Raw genomic sequence first — 19,432 nt, forward strand, 5'->3', positions numbered from 1 at the left:
TAGCACAGCCCCCGCCTGAGATCCAGAAGTTCCGGGGAATCCCTATTGCGGCAGGATAAAAAGCCCGGGGAATCCTTTGGATTCTCCAGGCTTTTTGTCCTGCCGCTTTTCTTACCGCTCCAGAAGCCTGCGGATATTTGTCTCCATATTCCGAAGGGCTTCCTGCTCACTGATCTCCCCCTTCAGAACCCGCTCAATCTCTTTGGGAATCAGAGAGGTATAGATATTATTCTTCCACCGGCTTTCGTCCAGTATCTCAGGCATAAAACGCTTTTTACTCTGTTCATAGCACTTTAGGATCAGACATTTCCAGGGCTCCAGGTTCTCCAGATCTGCCCTTCTGTAATATTCTTTCCTCAAGGTTGAGCCCCCAAGAAGAGAGAGGGGAATCCCATTCTGGCTGCCGCAGGCCCACAGAAGAAAATTTTGAGCATCCTCCTGGTGGGTGCCGTAACGGTTCAGGCCCAGACTCCAGCCCCCCAGAACAGGAGCTCCCCCCGGGATCTGGGAATACCCCAGGTTCCCGGCCACTTTTGATTTCGTATAATTATTAATATCCCCGGCATCGGAGTCATAGAGGAGTACCATAGCGCTGTTTCCCCGGGCAAATTCATCTGCCACCTCATTCCAGGAGCAAAGCTGCTTCCCAGAGGTATATTTATAGGAAAGAACCAGATTTCTAAGGGCTGCCGCCGCATTGCTCTCGTTGATGCTCACCTCTCCGTTTTCGTCAAATACCCGGCTTCCGTAAGACCACAGGTGGCACAGGAAGCTTAGGGCAGTATAGACATTCTCTCCTCTGGGAAGAGAGGCTCCGTACATCACCGGTGACTGGGGATTGTATTCTTTGGTAAAGAACTCTGCAATCAGATTAAACTGCGCCCAGGTCTGTGGGGGAAGAAGATCTTCCTTATATTTTCTTTTAAACCGCATCTGCAGGGCCCGGTTTTCGAATAAATCCTTCTGGTAAAACAGCAGGAGGGCGCCGGACATAAATGGAATTGCATAGAGAGATTCCACATACATACCGTACTCCTTTACCACCCCGTCGATAAACCCGTCGAAATAGCCTCTGTGGTCCGCCCAGAGCGCATCCAGATTTTTTACGCCTCCGCTCTCTATGAGACCTTCCAGCCAGGTAATGTCCATCATAAACCCATCGTAATAGCTGTCCTTTTCCCCCGACTTCTGATAGAGGAGCTCCTCTAACTCTCCATAGGGATAGAGATCAAAGATAATTTTTCTGCCGCTCTCTTTCTCGTAAATCCTGGATAGCATCTGCAGGCTTCTGGAGGAGGAGCAGTCATACATAGCAAATCTCAGATCATGCTCTGCCTTTTTGATTCCTGTAGTAGCAGGCTCTATCTTATCATAGTCTGCATGGAGAAATGTAGTCATATTCTCATGCAGATGAGGCCTTCTCACAGCCTCAAGAAGACGCTCCGCCGTCTTCTGTGCCATGACCTTAGGAGATACGGTAAGCTGGGCGGCAAAGTACCCGGCATCCTCCATCCAGCTGCTCTCTTTCATGACCATCACAGGAATCCCGGGTACCTCCAGTATGTCCATGGCCCGCTTTACGCCGTTTGCTATGGTGGCACTTCCCGCGATTACGCAGTCCAGATTCGAATCTGCGGTATACAATTGGAAAAATGCCTGGAACCCCCGCTCCTGGCTCCCATCTACCACTTTGATTAAGTCGTTTTCCGGATAAAAGCGGTGGTAAATTCCCGACAAATCTTCTTCCTGGAGAAGATCCTTTTCCAGGATCAGACCTACCCTCTCCCAATCGCTGGCCGCACACTCTTCCATAGCCTGCGTGAATGCCCGGCTGTAATCAATGATTATCTTATCCCCGGCAAACTGTTCCGTCTCACTCCGGCTGATAATCACTGCGGGCACATTAGACTTTTCCAGAAGGGTCACCGGCTTTCTGCGCTGTACAGAATACAGGATAATCCCGTCCACGCATTGTTCCAGAAAAGCCTCAATGCACTGCTTCTCAATCAGACGGTTATTTCTGCTGAACTTCACCAGAATATGATATCCTTTTTCCCTCAAAAGACGTTCCAGCTCGAGTAAAAAGTCTGCCAGATCCCTTTGCAGAACATCTGGTAAGATCACCCCTATGACACCGCTCCGTGTATTTTTCAAGCTTCTGGCATTGGCGTCCGGACGGTAGGAAAGCTGCTCCATTGCCGCTTCCACCCTCTGAATCAGCTCTTCGTTCTGGGTCTTTCCATTTAATACGTTGGATACCGTCCCCAAAGATACATTTGCAAGCTTTGCAACTTCCTTAATCGTGGCCATATCTGTACTCCTTACTCTTTTCTGCTGCTTTTATTTCTATATAAAGTAGTGATAAACACTGCGACATTCTGATTGGGTAATGAAATGTGCCGTTCACAGCATTCCTTTCAGACCGTACTGTGAACAGTTACATCTTATCACATCAGGTTCACCGCCTGCAAGGTTTGCTATTTTTTCTTGGTCTGATTTACAATATCAAAAACCACGGCTGCCAATAGAACCAGACCCTTGATGGATTTCTGCCAATCTGTCCCCACGCCGATGATAGACATACCGTTATTCAGGACACCCATAACCAGACCGCCCACAATAGCGCCGCTGATTCTCCCCACCCCTCCGGAAGCGGAAGCGCCGCCGATATAGCAGGCGGCAATGGCATCCAGCTCAAATCCGTCGCCGGCGGTAGGATTGGCACAGTTGATTCTGGCAGAGTATACGATGCCTGCAAAGGCTGCAAGAAGTCCCATATTTACAAAGGTCATAAATTTCACCCGTTTTGTTTTGATTCCGGACAGGGCAGTGGCCCTCTCATTTCCTCCCAGGGCATAGATATGCCGCCCCAGAACGGTCTTCTCTGTTACAAAAGAATAGATAAAAGTAAGAATCCCAAGAATCATCAGAATCACTGGTGCTCCCTTGAATCTGGTAAACCAATAAGTGGCAAAGGCAATCAATCCTGCCATAAACACAAGCTTCAGGGTATATACCCCGCTGCCTGATACCGCAAATCCATAGGATATCTCCCGTTTTCTCTTCTGCAGCTGTGTGAGCAGGAAAACAACAATCAGTGCAGCCCCGATCAGAATGGTAGTCAGGTGTATCCGGGAAGTGCCTCCCACATCAGGAAGGTAAGCCTGGGCGATGTACTGGTATGCGTCGGGATAGGGACCGATGGTTTTTCCCTGGGTGATTACCAGGGTAAGACCTCTGAAAAACAGCATACCCGCAAGCGTTGCGATAAAAGCAGGTACCTTTACATAAGCGATCCAGAATCCATGCCATATCCCGATAAGAATCCCTACCAGAAGTCCGACGGCAATCCCCAAAGCCACCGGCATCCTTGTCTCTCCTACCAGGAGCTTGCTGGTCACAGCCCCTACCAGGGCAACCACGGATCCCACAGACAAATCAATATCTCCGGTTAGAATAATGGGCAGCATGCCGATTGCCAGGATTAATATGTATCCATTCTGCATAAGTAATTTTGATATATTCATAGGCGCCAAAAGCACCCCTTCTGTCAGCCATTGAAACAGTGCGGTAATTACTACCAGGGCAATCACCATCCCATATTTTTTTAAATCCAAATGAAATTTTCTTCCCTGATTCATCTCAGTTCCTCCTGTTGCTCTGTAAAATTGATTTCATAATCTTTTCCTGGGTTGCCTCTTCCCTGGTAAATTCACCGGCTATCCTGCCCTCATTCATAACATAAATTCTGTCGCTGGTTCCCAGTACCTCCGGAAGCTCTGAGGAGATGACCAGAATGCACTTTCCCTGTGCGGCAAGCTCATTTATAATGTGATATATCTCATACTTTGCCCCCACATCGATGCCTCTGGTAGGTTCGTCCAGAATCAGAAGATCGGGATTTGCGTAAATCCATCTGGCCAAAAGCACCTTCTGCTGGTTTCCCCCGGAAAGGTTATTGGTTGTCTGGAAGATCCCGGGTGCCTTAATCCCCAGCCTTTCTATATATTCTTCAGCCACCTTAATTTCTTCATTTTGATTTACCACCCCTTTGCGGGCCAGTTTGTGCAGGCTTGGCAGGGATATATTTCCCTTAATGCTCTCCTGGAGCAGCAATCCCAGTGCTTTTCTGTCTTCCGTCAGGTAGGCAATTCCATTCTCTATGGCAGAAGAGACCGTGCTTACGTTGATTTCTGTTCCATCCTTTACTACGCTGCCCTGTACTTTTGATCCAAAGCTTCTGCCGAACACGCTCATGGCGAATTCTGTCCTGCCGGCGCCCATGAGACCTGCGATGCCTACCACCTCGCCTCTTTTTATCTTCATATTTACATGGTCAATCATGACCTTGTCCTTATATTCTTCGGAGTATACCACCCAATCCCTGATCTCAAACCGGATCTCTCCAATCCCTGAGTCTCTTGCCGGATACAGGTTCGTCAGCTCCCGTCCAACCATTCCCTGAATAATCCGCTCTTCCGTGATGAGATCCGAAGCGGCGCAGAGCGTTTCCACGGTGCTCCCGTCTCTGAGCACAGTAATATCATCCGCAACCTTTGTCACCTCCGCCAGCTTGTGGGAAATAATAATGCCGGTCATACCGTGCTCATCTCTCAGACGGAGGATAAGATTCAGCAGACGTTCACTTTCTTCCTCATTCAGAGCTGCCGTAGGCTCGTCCAGTATAAGCAGCCGAACTTTTTTCGCCAGAGCCTTGGCTATCTCTACCAGCTGCTGCTTCCCCACACCGATCTGATTGATCAGAGTCTCTGGTTTTTCCTTCAGACCCACCAGTTCCATCAGTCGTATGGCCTCAAAACGGCATTTCTCCCAGTCAATCACTCCTTTCTTCTGCTGTTCATTTCCCAGAAAAAGGTTTTCCATGATGGAGAGCTGCGGAATCAGCGCCAGCTCCTGATGGATAATTACAATCCCCTTTTTTTCACTTTCCCGGATGTCTCTGAACCGGCATTCACCCCCGTCCCATATAATCTTTCCTTCATATGAGCCGTGGGGATGTACACCGCTCAGAACCTTCATGAGCGTGGATTTTCCTGCCCCGTTCTCGCCCACAAGAGCATGGATAGTTTTTTCCCGGACTTTGATATTTACATTATCCAACGCGCGGACACCCGGAAATTCCTTTACTATATTCTGCATTTCCAATAATACCTTTGTCATGCCTGCCTCCCGTGTTCTCCTGTATATGGAAAGGCGGTACTTCTATGCACCGCCCTTCTATGCTTACTTTAATTCAGCTTCTGTATAATAACCGGAATCGACCAGTTTTTCCTGATAATTATCCTTTGTTACTACAATCGGCTCCAGGGCATAGGCAGGAACTACTTTTGCCCCGTTATTGTAAGTAGTAGTATCGTTGTACTCAGGCTCTTCTCCGTTCATAAAGGCCTGAGCCATAGATGCTACCTGCTTGGCCAGCGCTCTTGTATCCTTGAAAACTGACATAGACTGTTCCCCGGCAATGATAGCCTTCACATTTGCTGTATCGCAGTCCTGTCCGGTAATCACAGGAAATGGAAGATCCCCTGAGCCATATCCGGCCGATTTTAATGCAGATTCAGCACCCAGTGCAGTAGAGTCATTGGAGCAGAGCACCGCATCTAGTTTCTCTGCTGTGTAATATGCAGTCAGAATATTATCCATTCTGGCCTGGGCTACATCGGTCTGCCATGCATCCGTTGCGCACTGTTCTCTCGTGGTCTGCCCGGATCTTACAACCAGCTTGCCGCTGTCTATGTATGGCTGAAGGATCTCCATTGCCCCGCCCAAAAAGTAAGATGCATTGTCGTCATCCAGGGAACCTGCAACAATTTCCAGATTAAATGGCCCATCTGCATGCTCCAGATCCAAAGCATCTGCGATATACTGTCCCTGAAGAGCTCCGACCTTATTGTTGTCAAAGGTTCCCACGCAGTCTACATTCTCTGTCTCTGTAATAAAACGGTCATGGGCAATCACTTTAATGCCCGCATCATGCGCTTCTGCTAATACCGCCGATAGAGCGCTGCCGTCTACCGGTGCAATTATGAGCACCTTCGCTCCTTTTGTGATCATATTCTCAATCTGGGAAACCTGCTGCTGTACTTCGTTGTCTGCATACTGAAGATCTACCTCATATCCCATTTCCGTAAGAAATTTGTTCAGATTCTCTCCATCCTGATTCCAGCGCTGCAGAGACTGTGTAGGCATGGAGACGCCGACCATCCCCCCTTCGCTTTTTTCCCCTGTGGATTCGCCGTCCGCCTCCTTCGTGTCTGAAGCGGACGTGCTTGTCTCCTCTTTGGTGTCCCCGCATCCTGCAAACATAGACAGGCACAGCACAGATGCTGCTAAAACTGCTGCTAACTTTTTCATGTTGTTTCTCCTTTCCCTTTGCAATCATAGTTTTGTCTTTCATGAAACGTTTCATGATTTATTATAAATATAGCACTGATTATTTTATCTGACAAGCTATTTTTACAACTTTGTTTGTTTATTTCAAAAACAAAGGGCTGCTATTGGCAAATCTGCACAATAACTGCCCTGTTTCCTCTGTATTTGGCTTACCTTTGAAGAAGCAATTGTGCTTCATCCGAAGCGGCTTTCAGTTCTTCTTCCCCCTCAAGGATCTCTATGGAAAACTGAATCTTCTCTTTTTCAAAGGGCTGCATGGTATGTAGGTGCTCTCCCTCCCGGGACCTTCCATATACCCCGGAATTGGTTGGTTCCAGCCCCATCACATAGTCCCCTGAGGCTAGGGATTTCCACTGTACAAAGTAGGGAAGGTACTTTCTGGAAAAACGGATCCTTAAGCCCAGCTGCAGCCTTTCATTGATAAGGCAGGCAAAGGTATTTCCCTCCCTGTCCTCCGCCAATTCATGCAGATACACCCGCTCCGGCTCATTATCTGCAGGCGCCTCCATCTGGTCCCAGAGTTCCTGTTGTTTCATGGCTGCCTCATCTCTTGGGGTGACCTTTTTCGTGGGAAGTATCACCCTGGCCCCCTCATCCAGGAACGGATAACCCATGTTAAAGTGATACAGAACCATCATAGGTTCCTCCCGATACGCCAGATTCTCAATCTCGTCGGTAATCAAAATCTTCCTCTCCCCATATACAGTTTCAATTCTCCGGCTAAGGCACATATGGTTGCCGAAGAGCTTTCCCTCCCGCATCTGTCCGCTAACAGCTATCCGGTACTTTCCCTCTTCCCACCCGGCGCTTGCGCACAGCTGTTCTCCGGGGGCCGAGCGGACTCTTCCGTGCATGGGATAATAGGCCTCCCCCTCTCTGCAGGCAAGACAGGTATTCTCCAGCCCGCAGGTAAACAAAAGGCCTCCCATAATGTTTGATGTTCCCTCTTCCCCGTGGGTATCATAGTCCATTCTCCCTATAAGACCCGACTTTGCAAGAAACGAAAGATTGATCCCCTTGTAGGATAATTCGCTGATATCCAGGCACTTGTCTCCCATTACCTGAAAACGGAGGGGACCGTTCTTAATGTCATACCCCTGCATTCCTCTGGCTCTCCCCTCCTGAAATTCTATCTTTCGCACTGCCGCTGTCTGTTGGATATTTCCCACCTTTTTTAGGATCTCATACTGCTCCTTCATCTTATCTACCTCCATATATCGTTTCATGCACTGATACTACCATTTATCATTTTGAATTTCAACTGCATAAATTTAAACAAATCACTTATTTACAAATAGTATTGAAAACTATATAATAGAGAGCAGAGGTGATGAAATGACAATTAATACAGAAGATATGTTAAACAGCATACTGGCCAGTATCTCCCGGATTGACTATATTAAACCGGAAGATATCCCCGGCATTGATTTATATATGGATCAGGTAACTACATTCATGGAAAAGAATCTGCAATCCTCCAAGCGCTATCCTGAAGATAAGATTCTAACCAAAACTATGATTAATAATTATGCCAAGAATAACCTGCTTCCGCCCCCGGTAAAGAAAAAGTACTCCAAGGAACACATGTTTCTTTTGATTTTTATCTATTATTTTAAAAATATACTTTCGATCAATGATATTCAGACACTGCTCCAGCCCATTACCGGCAAATATTTTGATACCGACGAAGACTTTGACCTGACTGCCATCTACAACGAGATCGTAAAGCTGGAGATGGATCAGATTGTGCCCCTGAAGAAGGATATTACCCGCAGGTTTAACCTGGCAAAGGATTCCTTTTCCCAGTGCCCTGAGGATGAGCAGCCCTTTCTTCAGCTGTTTTCCTTTATCAGTCTTCTCAGCTTTGACGTATACGTGAAAAAGCAGCTAATTGAAAAATTAATTGATGAACTGCCCCGAGAAAATAGCAAAGGCAGAGGAAAAGAACCAAAAGAATAGAGATGTGATACGGCCTCAGTAAGAGAGGACAGGGAAGATTTCCAAGGAATCTGCCCTGTCCTCTCTTACTTTTGCCTTTCTGGAAAAAACGCTTGACAAAACAATATGGGTATACTATCATGGCTTTATGAAACGATTCATGAAATACATAGTATTGTGTTTTCACTAAAACACAGAGAAAAATGAATGAAAGAGAGAGGCAAGAATTATGACGGGAAAGGAAAAATTAAAGCTGGCAGTCAACCACGAGGAAGGCCCGCTCCTCCTTGATATCGGCGGAATGCCTACCACTGGGATTCACTGCATTGTTTTGGAGCAGGTCCGGGAGTATCTGGGACTGGAGAAGCGTCCCATTAAGATATTAGAGCCGGTGCAGATGCTGGGAATTCTGGACGAGGATATCAGGGAAGCCCTGGGAATTCAGACACAGCCATGCTGGGGAGCCGGCAGTATGCTGGGATTCCCGGTAAAAGACGACTATAAGGAGTGGAGAACTCCATGGGGACAGGATGTCCTTGTACCCAAGGATTTTGTCACGACTACGGATGCCAAAGGAGATACTCTCATATATGCCTGGGGGGATACCCGTTACGAAGCAGCGGGACGTATGCCCAGAACAGGGGTTTTCTTTGACAATACAGAACGTACCCCTGCGTTTGATGAGGACGATTACCGCCTTGAGGACAATTTGGAAGAATTCGGTCCCATTTCACAGGAGGATCTGGACTGGCTGGCCCTCCAGCGTTCCAGGTATGAAGCTTCTTCCGACGTAATTATGGGCAATCTTGGGGGCACTGCTTTCGGCGATATTGCCCTGGTCCCAGGACCCATGCTTAGGGAACCAAAAGGGATCCGGGATATTACAGAGTGGTACGTATCCATTGCATCAAGGCAGGAGATTCTCCATGAAATCTTTGAGTACCAGGCACGCTGTGCGATCGAAAATCTGGAAAAAATGCATAAGGCTCTGGGAGAAACCATCCAGGTCGCTTATATCTGCGGCACTGACTTCGGGACCCAAAAAGGCCCTTTCTGCAGCAATGCCACCTTCAATGAAATGTATAAGCCGTATTATCAGAAGGTCAACCGTTGGATCCATGAGCATACCTCCTGGAAGACCTTTAAGCACTGCTGCGGAAGCATCAAGGATCTGATTCCAGAACTCATCGACGCAGGCTTTGACTGCCTGAACCCTGTACAGTGGACCGCTGAGAACATGGACCGAAAGGAAATCAAAAAGCTCTACGGAGACAGAATCGTATACTGGGGGGGAGGTATTAACACCCAGAGAACCCTCCCAATGGGCACCTATCAGCAGGTATTTGACGAAGCCCTGGAGTGCTGCCGAATCTTCGGCAAAGGGGGCGGATTTGTATTTAACACCATCCACAATATAGTTCCCGGAGTTCCCCCGGAAAATGTGGTGGCTCTGGCCGATGCAGTGAAAAAGTACAATCAGGGATAAAAAGGGTTATCTCTAATCTTAAGTAATAAAAAATGCTGTCCGCGGCCAATACCTCGGCTGCGGACAGCATTTTGTCTGTTATGATCATATTTTATCAGGCCAGATAGCGCACCATCTGAATCAGCTTGGAAGTAATCCAGAACAGACGAGCCTTTCCCGTAGAGAGTTCTTTTTGGCTGATCCCTTCTTTCTCAGCATATGTGTCTGGTCCGGTAACCTCCAGAGACTCCGCCTGCAGCTTATCCATCTTTTCCTCCAGCAGAGAATTGAACTCTTCTCCGTAGAGCACCAGCATAGTCTCGGTATCTACATAGGTACTTCTCATATCAAAGTTATAAGACCCAACCACAGAAAGATCGCCGTCTATGAGTATGGATTTGCCGTGGCAGGAGTGCTCCCCAAAATACTCATGCACCCTTACCCCCGTGTCCAGTACCTTTCCCTTATTATGGGTATAGTCCGAGGAGGCCATAAAATTATCGCCGACTGCTGTGGAATTAATGAGCATGTCTGTCTTTTCCACAGTTTTTGCAAGCTGTTCCATTCCCTCATACATATCCTGAGAAAATACTGCATAAGGCGTCTGAATAACTACTCTGCTGTCAGCCTCCAGCATCAGCTGCTGCAAGGTATACCATACCCAGGGTTCCTTTGGTCCTATATTCGTGGGGTTTGTCACAAAGGTCGCTTTTTTCACGGGCACAAGTTCTTTCGTCCAGTCGATGTCTGTCTCGGTCCCACGTGTTCCAGACAATTTTTCATAGCGCCGGGAAAGTTTTTTTATTTCTTTGGCCGTCTCCTCATCTTCCCGGGACTTCCCCTCGAATACCGGTCTTGTACATTCCTGACTCCAAATCTTCTGAAAATACTCTCTCACTTCCAGAATTACGTTTTCTGAGGAGGTCTCCCCCTCTATCTCCTGATGATACAAGAGAACTTCTCTGTCATATCCCTTGCTCTTTTGGGGATAATTTCCTATAAAATAATCGAACATATTTCTGCCGCCCATAAGAAGCAGCTTGTTGTCAATCAATACATATTTATCATGCATTCTTCCGTTGATTGTCCACGGCTTCAAAAGATTAGGCTTATTATAGTACCGGATCTCCAGATTAGGGTGGCTCCCCGCAGCCTGAAAAATGTCCTCTCCATCCATATGAAGCATTCCGTACAGACCGTCTACAATTACCTGAACTTTTACCCCCCGATCCGCCGCCGCCAACAGGAAGGCAAAGATATCCGATGTGCTTTTTCCCGGACGGATATCAAAGGTAGAGATCACAATGCTTTCCTCTGCCTCTTCAAACATGGCCAGGCGTACGTCCAGTGCCTCTTCATTTGTCTCGGCAATCTGTGCCCAGTCACTGCCTGAGGATACCTGTGTAAAAGACTCTGTATTCAATTTTTCAGAATACGCCTTCTTTACTTTTTTTGTATGTATAAATGGAATACAAGCCCCTACAATCTCATACAGCAGTACAATCAGCAAAAGAATCAGCAGTATTTTTAATTTCTTTCTCAATTCTGACTCCCGCCTTCCCTGTTCATCTTGCCAAATACGGGAATATACAGAAGAAATGACAGCAGCATCAGCGCACCGCTGATTCCGATAAGGATATTTGCCCCCGTCATTGGAATATTGGGGATCAGTATCAACAAAAACATGACCAGATACAGCACGGCTGTGCACACCTTACCAAACCACATTGCCCCGTTTAGCATCCTGCCCTTTCTTAACATCAGGATTCCCATAATCCCCATAAATCCCTCTTTTATTACAAAGAGGACTGCCAGTACTGTCATCAGGGGAAACCGGAAAGAGAGGGATAGAACAATGGCTCCCTGGGTTAACTTGTCCGCTATGGGGTCCACTGCCTTTCCCAGTTTGGTTACCATATGAAACTTTCTCGCCACAAATCCATCTAAAAAGTCAGTAATCCCTGAGATTCCTATAATCACCGCGGCTATGCGGTAATCTCCTATAGAATCTGCGGTCAGATATCTCCAGACAATGACAGGGATCAGCAGTATCCTGAAATAACCCATCAGATTTGGAATAGAAACGATTTGTTTTTTCAGCGGCAGTTCTTCCGTCATATTAACGCCCTCTTTCTCTATGACATTTCCTGAATCATCTGCTGTTTCATCTCCAGCACATAACCGGAAAGCTCTGTAATTCTCTCATCCGTCATTCGGTTCACCGGAGCCGAGATACTAAAAGCATACTTTGCCTTGCCTTTAAAGTCAGTTAGACAGGCAGCAATACAGCGCACTCCCTCTTCATTTTCCTCATTATCCAGGGCATAGCCTCTTTTTCTTATGTCTTCCAGATCTTGCAGAAAGCTGCTGTAATCTGTAATGGTATGAGGAGTGAGCCTGTGAATATCACTGGCCTCCCACAACTTTTTAACAGCCTCCGGCTTCATGGTTGCCAGCATGGCCTTGCCTACGCCGGAGCAGTAGAGAGGGATACGGCTGCCCACCTTTGACACCATCCGCACAGAGTTCTGGTGAGATTCTACTTTATCAATGTACACCGCCTCTGTCCCGTCTATCTGAACAAAATGTACGGTCTCACCGGTCTGCTGCATCAGTCGCTTAAGATGTGGTCGGGCAATTTCCAGCACATCTACCTTGTTCAGGACCCTATTGGATATTTCCAGAATTTTAAAGGTAAGACTGTATTTTCCTGTCTCCTGATCCTGCCGGGCATAGCCCATATAGATCAGTGAGTTTAAGAGCCTGTGTACCGTACTTTTATGAAGGTTTAGCCTGTTGCTTAAGTCAATCAGCCCAGCCGGCCCTGTCTCTGCCAATGTCTCCATCACCAAAAACAGCCGGTCCGCTACCTGGATGGGATTCTTTTCTTCTGCCATATTTTATCTCCTGATTCCGCAGCTTATCTATGCATCTTTATGTGTTTCCTTAGATTGAAACATATTGTAACACGTTATGATTAGAATGTAAATATTTCTCCCATCCGCTTGACATTCCTTCCTTGTGTAGTATAATTCTACTATAAATACTATATCGTGGAACTTAGTTTTGTATTATGAAACAAAGGAGAAAAAAATGCACAACGTTTTAGAGCAAATTCAAAAAATTGGTATTGTTCCTGTAGTGGTTCTGAAAGACGCTAAAGACGCCCTTCCTCTGGCAAAGGCCCTCTGCGAAGGAGGCCTGCCCTGTGCCGAAGTCACCTTCCGCACGGATGCTGCCGAAGAATCCATCCGGATTATGGCGAACGCTTTCCCGGAAATGCTGATCGGCGCTGGCACTGTACTGACAACTGAGCAGGTGGATCGTGCAGTGGCGGCAGGCGCCCGTTTTATCGTCAGCCCCGGCCTGAATCCCGACATTGTCAGATACTGTAAGAAGAAAGGGGTTCCCATCACCCCCGGCACTTCCTCACCCAGCGATGTGGAACAGGCCCTCTCACTTGGCCTTGATGTAGTAAAATTTTTCCCCGCCGAGGCATGCGGGGGACTGAATATGATTAAAGCCATGGCTGCCCCTTATACGAATATGATGTTCATGCCAACAGGCGGGATCAGCGCACAGAATCTGAACAGCTACCTGGCATTTCCCAAGATTCTGGCATGCGGCGGAAGCTGGATGGTAAAGGGGGATTTGATCGACGCCGGAAACTTTGACACCATCCGCCGTCTTACCCGGGAAACGGTAGAGACTATGCTGGGCTTTGAATTAAAACATGTAGGCATCAACTGTCAGAATGAGGAGGAGGCTGATCTCACGGCATCTTCTTTTGAAAAGTTATTTGGTTTTGCCAAAAAGACCGGCAACAGCTCTGTCTTCGCGGGCACTGCTGTGGAAGCTATGAAGAGCCCTTATCTGGGCGCCAACGGCCATATTGCCATTGGTACCAATTCTGTGGCCAGGGCTGTGCATTATCTGGAATCCCAGGGATTTACTTTTAATATGGATTCCGCCAAATATAAAGGGGATTGCATAAATGCCATATACCTGAACGGGGAAATCGGCGGATTTGCCGTTCATTTGGTACAGAAATAGCCGCTGTCCCTGCCAATCATAGAGAGATTGCACCCATGACTTTTGTCTGGGGTGCAATCTCTTTTTCTTTCTTCCTCCCCATTAAGATGCTGTTAAAATAGCGAAATAAGACTAAGCAGAAATGAAAATATATGATATGTTAAAAAACGTACCACATAAGAACAAGATCAAGGGAGGAATATTTGTGACAATATCACTGAGTGAGTTTTTTAGCTTTCTGGCAGAAAGTCCAGTGCTGGTCATTACTGTTCTGCTTACACTTGCCGTTGTTTTAGTAAATGGGTGGACCGATGCTCCCAATGCCATAGCAACCTGTGTGTCCACCAGATCCATGAAACCCCGGAATGCCATTCTTATGGCTGCTGTATGTAACTTCCTGGGTGTATTTGTTATGACTGCTGTGAACGCGAGTGTAGCATCTACTATCTACCATATGGCAGATTTCGGGGGAAATACACAGGAAGCACTTACAGCCCTTTGCGCCGCTCTGGTTGCCATTGTCACCTGGGCCACTGCCGCCTGGCGGTTCGGGATACCCACCAGTGAGAGCCACGCCCTCATTGCCGGCCTGTCAGGATCTGCCATCGCACTTCACGGAGGACTGCAGGGAATTAACCCTGCAGAATGGATTAAGGTTTTATATGGACTTTTGCTTTCCACACTGCTGGGATTTCTTTCCGGATGGATCAGTGCAAGGCTGGTAGCGGCAGTCTGCAGGAATCAGGACAGGGAACGCACCACTCCTTTCTTCCGGAAGGCCCAGATTGGAGGGGGTGCAGCAATGGCCTTTATGCACGGTGCCCAGGACGGACAGAAGTTTATGGGCGTATTTATGCTGGGGATTTTCCTGGCTAAGGGACAGGAAACCGTAACCTCTTTTCAGATTCCTCTGTGGCTCATGATTCTATGCAGCCTGGTGATGGCCATAGGCACTTCCATCGGGGGATACCGTATCATAAAGGCTGTGGGGATGGATATGGTCCGTCTGGAAACCTATCAGGGATTTGCTGCGGATCTGGCAGGTGCTGCCTGTCTTCTGCTCTCCTCACTTACGGGCATACCCGTATCCACTACCCACACAAAAACCACTGCCATCATGGGGGTGGGGGCAGCCAAGCGACTGTCTGCAGTGAACTGGAATGTAGTGAAAGAAATGGTATTGACCTGGATCCTCACCTTTCCGGGCTGCGGACTGATTGGATTTATCATTGCTAAATTATTTATGTATATTTTTTAAAGGAGAAATGACTATGGCGTCGAGAAAAGAAAACAATTATTTTAATATGTTTATAGAAAATGTTACATATGCCTGCAAAGCTGCTGCTCTGCTTCAAAAATGCTTTGACAATTTTAACCCGGAACATTTACCCCGGCAGATGGAAGCCATGCATCAAATCGAACACACCGCCGATTTGGCCAAACACACCATGATGAAGCATCTCCACCGGGAATTCCTGCCCCCCATTGACAGAGAGGATATTATGGAACTGTCCGAGACCATAGACGATGTCACCGACTGCATCGAGGATGTAATGCTCCGCCTATATATGTTCCATATCACTAGCTTAAGAGAAGATGCCGCTTCGTTTGCGGATCTAATCTTAAGCTGCTGTGAGGCTATGTTGGATATGATGGAAGAATTCTCTGTATTTCACAAATCAAAGGTTATCGGAAGTAAAATAATCGAAATCAACCGCCTGGAAGAAAACGGCGACCGGCTGTATATGGAAGCCATGCACAGGCTATACATCAACCCCACTTCTTCCATAGAAGCCTTCACATGGACCTCCCTGTATGACTGCCTTGAAAAATGCTGCGACAGGTGCGAACGAGTGGCAGATGTGGTGGAGAGGGTGATATTGAAGAATAGTTAATTTCTATCTAAAGTTCGGAGGATTGGGATAGGCCACTTACCCACGGTCGAAGGAGGCAGGACAGGAACCAGGGAGGGCAGGGCCAATATGCGTCCCTATTTTCCCAAATACCCTCCATCCACAGGTATAATCGCCCCGCTCACATAATCACTGGCGTGAGAGGCCAGGAAAATAGCAGTGCCTTTCATATCATCCCCGGTTCCCCATCTATGTGCAGGGATTCTCTCTGTAATGGAAGCATATCTTGGATTGGCCGGATCAAGAAGGGCTTTATTCATCTCTGTGGCCATATACCCCGGAGCAATGGCATTGACATTTACCCCTCTGCCCACCCAGTCATTGGTAAGTGCCTTCGTAAGCTGTGCAATTCCCCCTTTTGCAGCTGCGTAAGCCGGAATCGTCTGTCCGCCGAAGAAAGAGTTCATTGACGCAATCGTAATAATTTTTCCATACCCCTTTTGCAGCATTATCCTGCCTGCCTCCTGGCAAAGGATAAAGATGGATGTGAGATTTACACTTATCACTTCATCCCATTCTTCCACTGGAAATTCTTCCGCGCTGTGGCGCCGCTGAATGCCGTGGGCTGTCAGAAGAATATCCAGATCTCCCCCGAGAAGCTCAACGCATTCCTGAAATACTCTGTATACCTCCCGGCGCTCACCCAGATTTCCTTTTACTCCGTGGCATGAGAAACCTCTGTCCCTGAATTCCTGTGCAGTGTTATAAACGCTGTCTGAGGTTCCCACAATCGCCACTTCACAGCCAGCCTCAAGATAACCCTCGGCCATTTTGTATCCAAGGCCTCTGGTGCCTCCGGTAACAATGGCTTTTTTTCCGCTGATATCGAATACGTTCATAGTATCTACTCCATATATCCGCCCTTCATTGGAGAAGCGGCCCTTTCTGAAAAGATTTTTAATACTCCCTTTGTATACTTGGAAGGTTTGGGAGACCATTTATTTTTCCGCTCTTTTAACACAGCATCGATCTCCTCCGGTGTTTTTCTCTCCCCTGCAATCCCTACGATCTGCAGGATACGTTCCGGGATATTTACTTCAATGATATCCCCTTCCTCTACCAGAGCGATGGGACCGCCCTCTGCCGCTTCCGGTGAGATATGTCCGATGGCAGGTCCCTTGGAGGCGCCTGAAAATCTTCCGTCTGTGAGCAGTGCAATAGATGCCCCAAGCTCTGCATCCGATGCAATGGCCTCTGTGGTGTAGAACATTTCCGGCATCCCGCTGCCCTTAGGTCCCTCGTAGCGGATGAATACAGCATCCCCTGGTTTAATGTCATGTGTGAGCACAGCGTGGATCGCGTCTTCCTCACAGTCAAAGGGACGGGCATTTAAAGTTGCCCGGAACATTTCCTTTGGGACTACGGTGTGCTTTACAACAGCACCGTCCGGGCAGAGATTTCCGTAGAGAATTGCAATACTTCCGTCTGTTCCGAAAGGCTTGTCAAAGGGACGGATTACATCCTCCCGTTTTAGTCCTGCTGCCGCCAGATACTCATCGCATTTATCATAAAATCCGTTCTTTTTAAGTTCTTCCAGATTTTCACCCAGTGTTTTGCCTGTGACAGTCATAACATCCAGGTGGAGCATATCCTTAATCTCTTCCATAATAGTAGGAACGCCGCCAGCGTAATAGAAGTACTGGGCAGGCCATTCACCCGCAGGGCGGATATTTAGTAAATAATGTGCTCCTCTGTGCAGGCGGTCAAAGGTGTCTCCGTCAATTTCAATTCCGAACTCCCTAGCGATAGCTGGAAGATGAAGAAGAGAGTTTGTGGAACCCGAGATAGCAGCATGTACCATGATCGCATTTTCAAAGGATTTCATAGTGACAATTTTATCTGGAGTCAGATCGTGCTCTGCCAGCCATACTGCCTGTCTGCCTGCTTCCCTGGCCATTGTTCTGAGATCCGGGCTTGTCGCAGGCATAAGAGCGCTTCCGGGCAGCATAAGTCCCAGGGCTTCTGCCATAATCTGCATGGTAGAAGCAGTCCCCATAAAAGAACAGGCCCCACAGGAAGGGCAAGCATGGTGCTTATAATAGGTAAGCTTTTCTTCTGTTATCTCACCTCGCTCGCACATTGCATTATATTTTCCAATCTGCTCCAGTGTCAGCAGATCAGGACCTGCATCCATAACCCCACCGGTGACTACAATGGATGGAATATTCACTCTTCCCACCCCCATCAGATGAGCTGGCATCCCCTTGTCACAACTCGCAATAAAAACGCCGCCGTCAAAAGGAGTGGCATTGGCGTGGATTTCAATCATATTGGCAATCATATCACGGGAAGCCAGGGAGTAATTAATCCCGTCGTGCCCCTGAGCCTCACCGTCACAGATATCTGTTGTAAAATACCTGGCACCGAAACCTCCGGCTTCGGCCACCCCTTCTCTCGCCTCTTCAACTAACTCCAGAAGATGACCGCTTCCCGGGTGACTGTCTCCAAAAGTGCTCTCAATCATAATCTGAGGTTTTGACAAATCTTCCAATTTCCATCCGGTTCCCAGACGCAGGGGATCTAACTCCGGTGCTACTTTCCTTAATTCCTGACTTCTCATTTTCATTTTATCTCTCCTTTTACAGACACACTATATTTACACATTTCGGTTGCAATGGATTTGGAATTGAGTTTTTATAGACGTCATACGTCGTATCTGTTTTTATAGTAGCACTTCTGTACTTAAGGGTCAAGAGGTTCTTCCATTTTATCTCTTTTGTCGGTTTTTGTTGTTCCTTTTTGTATAAGATTACTAAAGGGGACAGGTCAGTTTCATTTTGGGACACCCTGGATCGAAAATGGGACGTGTTCTTTTTAGAAAGAACACGTCCCCCTTTTATGCTATTATCGTTTTTATCTTTTCCCGGTTGCTCACTAGATGTTCAATCATGGCCGCTCTCGCCTCTTGGGGATCATGATTTTTAATTGCGTTGAGTATCATTCTATGTGTGCGTATGGTTTCCTGGGTTAGGGAATACTCTGTAATATTGATAAAAATAGAAATTCCTGACTGTATCACAGGTATGATATTGGGCATCACAGTATTCTTGCTGCACTTGGCAATTAGACCGTGAAATTCTATATCTTTTTCCATATGCTGCAGCTCCTGCTCACATAATACTTCTACTTCTTTTGCTACTTTCTCTAATTCTTCGATCTCTTCCTCCGTTGCCCGTTCTGCAGCCAGGGCAGCAATCTCAGGCTCGATAATCATGCGTACCTCGCATAGGTCCAAAGCCAGCTTTCCCTTATCTTTCATAAATCGAAAGCCCAGGGGATCGTCTACCATGCCGGGATGGTCGCATACAAAGGTGCCGCATCCCCTTCGTATCTCTATAATATTGCGTGACACCAGGATCTTGATTGCCTCACGGATGGTGCCTCTGCCCACGCTCAGCTGCTGGGCCATATCGAATTCATTGGGAAGCTTATCGCCTGCTTTTAGCTGCCGCTCAGTGATCAGTCGGATTATCTGCTCTGACACCTGTTCCGGCAGCAGCTTTTTGTTATTGTTCAGTGACTCTAACATGCCTTATACCTCATTTACCATTCCATTTTCATTAATACCCAGAGGCACTTCTATATGTATGCGCTCCGGTCAGACGTACGGCATCTGCCGTACATTGGATTATTTTAACACGTTATTCCTCTGAAATCCACAGCAATCCGG

At 47.3% G+C, this 19,432-nt stretch carries 16 protein-coding genes; 5 read left to right on the plus strand and 11 right to left on the minus strand.

Annotated elements, in window-relative coordinates; translation table 11 throughout:
• Positions 1 to 111 precede the first annotated feature (111 nt).
• From GKG41_RS20185 to GKG41_RS20205, 5 genes are all read right to left on the minus strand, one after another.
• Positions 112 to 2,310: an extracellular solute-binding protein gene (locus GKG41_RS20185; protein WP_154261635.1), complete on the minus strand. Its 2,199-nt coding sequence runs from the start codon at positions 2,308 to 2,310 to the stop codon at positions 112 to 114.
• A 167-nt stretch (positions 2,311 to 2,477) separates the two neighbouring features.
• Positions 2,478 to 3,641, minus strand: a complete 1,164-nt coding sequence (mmsB, locus tag GKG41_RS20190) for a multiple monosaccharide ABC transporter permease (RefSeq protein ID WP_154261636.1) — start codon at positions 3,639 to 3,641, stop codon at positions 2,478 to 2,480.
• Between the two features lies 1 nt (position 3,642).
• Entirely contained in the window at positions 3,643 to 5,181 is a 1,539-nt protein-coding gene (gene mmsA, locus GKG41_RS20195) for a multiple monosaccharide ABC transporter ATP-binding protein (protein ID WP_154261637.1), read from the minus strand.
• A gap of 63 nt (positions 5,182 to 5,244) precedes the next feature.
• Positions 5,245 to 6,375 carry a multiple monosaccharide ABC transporter substrate-binding protein gene (gene chvE, locus GKG41_RS20200; protein WP_154261638.1) on the minus strand — a complete coding sequence of 377 codons (1,131 nt, stop codon included), beginning with the start codon at positions 6,373 to 6,375 and terminating at the stop codon, positions 5,245 to 5,247.
• 188 nt (positions 6,376 to 6,563) lie between these two features.
• A complete protein-coding gene (locus tag GKG41_RS20205; protein ID WP_243141081.1) occupies positions 6,564 to 7,640 on the minus strand; it encodes an aldose 1-epimerase family protein in 1,077 nt (358 codons plus the stop codon).
• 109 nt (positions 7,641 to 7,749) lie between these two features.
• Here GKG41_RS20205 and GKG41_RS20210 point away from each other — a divergent pair, with 109 nt between their 5' ends.
• Together GKG41_RS20210 and GKG41_RS20215 are read left to right on the plus strand one after the other, a co-directional pair.
• Positions 7,750 to 8,373: a DUF1836 domain-containing protein gene (locus tag GKG41_RS20210; RefSeq protein ID WP_154261639.1), complete on the plus strand. Its 624-nt coding sequence runs from the start codon at positions 7,750 to 7,752 to the stop codon at positions 8,371 to 8,373.
• A 208-nt stretch (positions 8,374 to 8,581) separates the two neighbouring features.
• Positions 8,582 to 9,838 carry a uroporphyrinogen decarboxylase family protein gene (locus GKG41_RS20215; protein ID WP_154261640.1) on the plus strand — a complete coding sequence of 419 codons (1,257 nt, stop codon included), beginning with the start codon at positions 8,582 to 8,584 and terminating at the stop codon, positions 9,836 to 9,838.
• 94 nt (positions 9,839 to 9,932) lie between these two features.
• Here GKG41_RS20215 and GKG41_RS20220 read toward each other — a convergent pair whose 3' ends face one another.
• Genes GKG41_RS20220 through GKG41_RS20230 form a run of 3 tightly spaced genes read right to left on the minus strand, consistent with a single transcriptional unit; the run spans position 9,933 to position 12,714 of the window.
• Positions 9,933 to 11,360: a phospholipase D family protein gene (locus GKG41_RS20220; protein WP_154261641.1), complete on the minus strand. Its 1,428-nt coding sequence runs from the start codon at positions 11,358 to 11,360 to the stop codon at positions 9,933 to 9,935.
• Entirely contained in the window at positions 11,357 to 11,935 is a 579-nt protein-coding gene (locus tag GKG41_RS20225) for a CDP-alcohol phosphatidyltransferase family protein (protein ID WP_154261642.1), read from the minus strand. Before GKG41_RS20225 ends, GKG41_RS20220 begins: the two co-directional genes overlap by 4 nt.
• Before the next feature lie 17 nt (positions 11,936 to 11,952).
• Complete coding sequence (locus GKG41_RS20230) at positions 11,953 to 12,714, minus strand: IclR family transcriptional regulator (protein ID WP_154261643.1); 762 nt, start codon at positions 12,712 to 12,714, stop codon at positions 11,953 to 11,955.
• Between the two features lie 196 nt (positions 12,715 to 12,910).
• Between GKG41_RS20230 and GKG41_RS20235 the strand changes: the two genes are divergently transcribed.
• The 3 genes from GKG41_RS20235 to GKG41_RS20245 all read left to right on the plus strand — a co-directional run bounded on the left by GKG41_RS20235 (position 12,911) and on the right by GKG41_RS20245 (position 15,744).
• A complete protein-coding gene (locus GKG41_RS20235) occupies positions 12,911 to 13,870 on the plus strand; it encodes a bifunctional 4-hydroxy-2-oxoglutarate aldolase/2-dehydro-3-deoxy-phosphogluconate aldolase (protein WP_154261644.1) in 960 nt (319 codons plus the stop codon).
• A gap of 184 nt (positions 13,871 to 14,054) precedes the next feature.
• Positions 14,055 to 15,107: an inorganic phosphate transporter gene (locus GKG41_RS20240; RefSeq protein WP_226904174.1), complete on the plus strand. Its 1,053-nt coding sequence runs from the start codon at positions 14,055 to 14,057 to the stop codon at positions 15,105 to 15,107.
• 13 nt (positions 15,108 to 15,120) lie between these two features.
• Positions 15,121 to 15,744: a DUF47 family protein gene (locus tag GKG41_RS20245; protein WP_154261646.1), complete on the plus strand. Its 624-nt coding sequence runs from the start codon at positions 15,121 to 15,123 to the stop codon at positions 15,742 to 15,744.
• Between the two features lie 95 nt (positions 15,745 to 15,839).
• On the opposite strand, the gene GKG41_RS20250 is transcribed toward GKG41_RS20245, so the two are convergent.
• From GKG41_RS20250 to GKG41_RS20260, 3 genes are all read right to left on the minus strand, one after another.
• Positions 15,840 to 16,601: an SDR family oxidoreductase gene (locus GKG41_RS20250; RefSeq protein WP_154261647.1), complete on the minus strand. Its 762-nt coding sequence runs from the start codon at positions 16,599 to 16,601 to the stop codon at positions 15,840 to 15,842.
• A 5-nt stretch (positions 16,602 to 16,606) separates the two neighbouring features.
• Positions 16,607 to 18,322 (minus strand): dihydroxy-acid dehydratase, encoded by a 1,716-nt coding sequence (gene ilvD / locus GKG41_RS20255; protein ID WP_347563371.1) that lies wholly within the window; start codon positions 18,320 to 18,322, stop codon positions 16,607 to 16,609.
• Positions 18,323 to 18,598: 276 nt separating this feature from the next.
• The gene (locus GKG41_RS20260) at positions 18,599 to 19,291 is read right to left on the minus strand and encodes an FCD domain-containing protein (protein WP_154261649.1); all 693 of its coding nucleotides are present in this window, start codon (positions 19,289 to 19,291) and stop codon (positions 18,599 to 18,601) included.
• Between the last annotated feature and the right edge of the window lie 141 nt (positions 19,292 to 19,432).

Source organism: Lactonifactor sp. BIOML-A5, from assembly GCF_009677585.1.
Taxonomy (GTDB): Bacteria; Bacillota; Clostridia; order Lachnospirales; family Lachnospiraceae; genus Lactonifactor.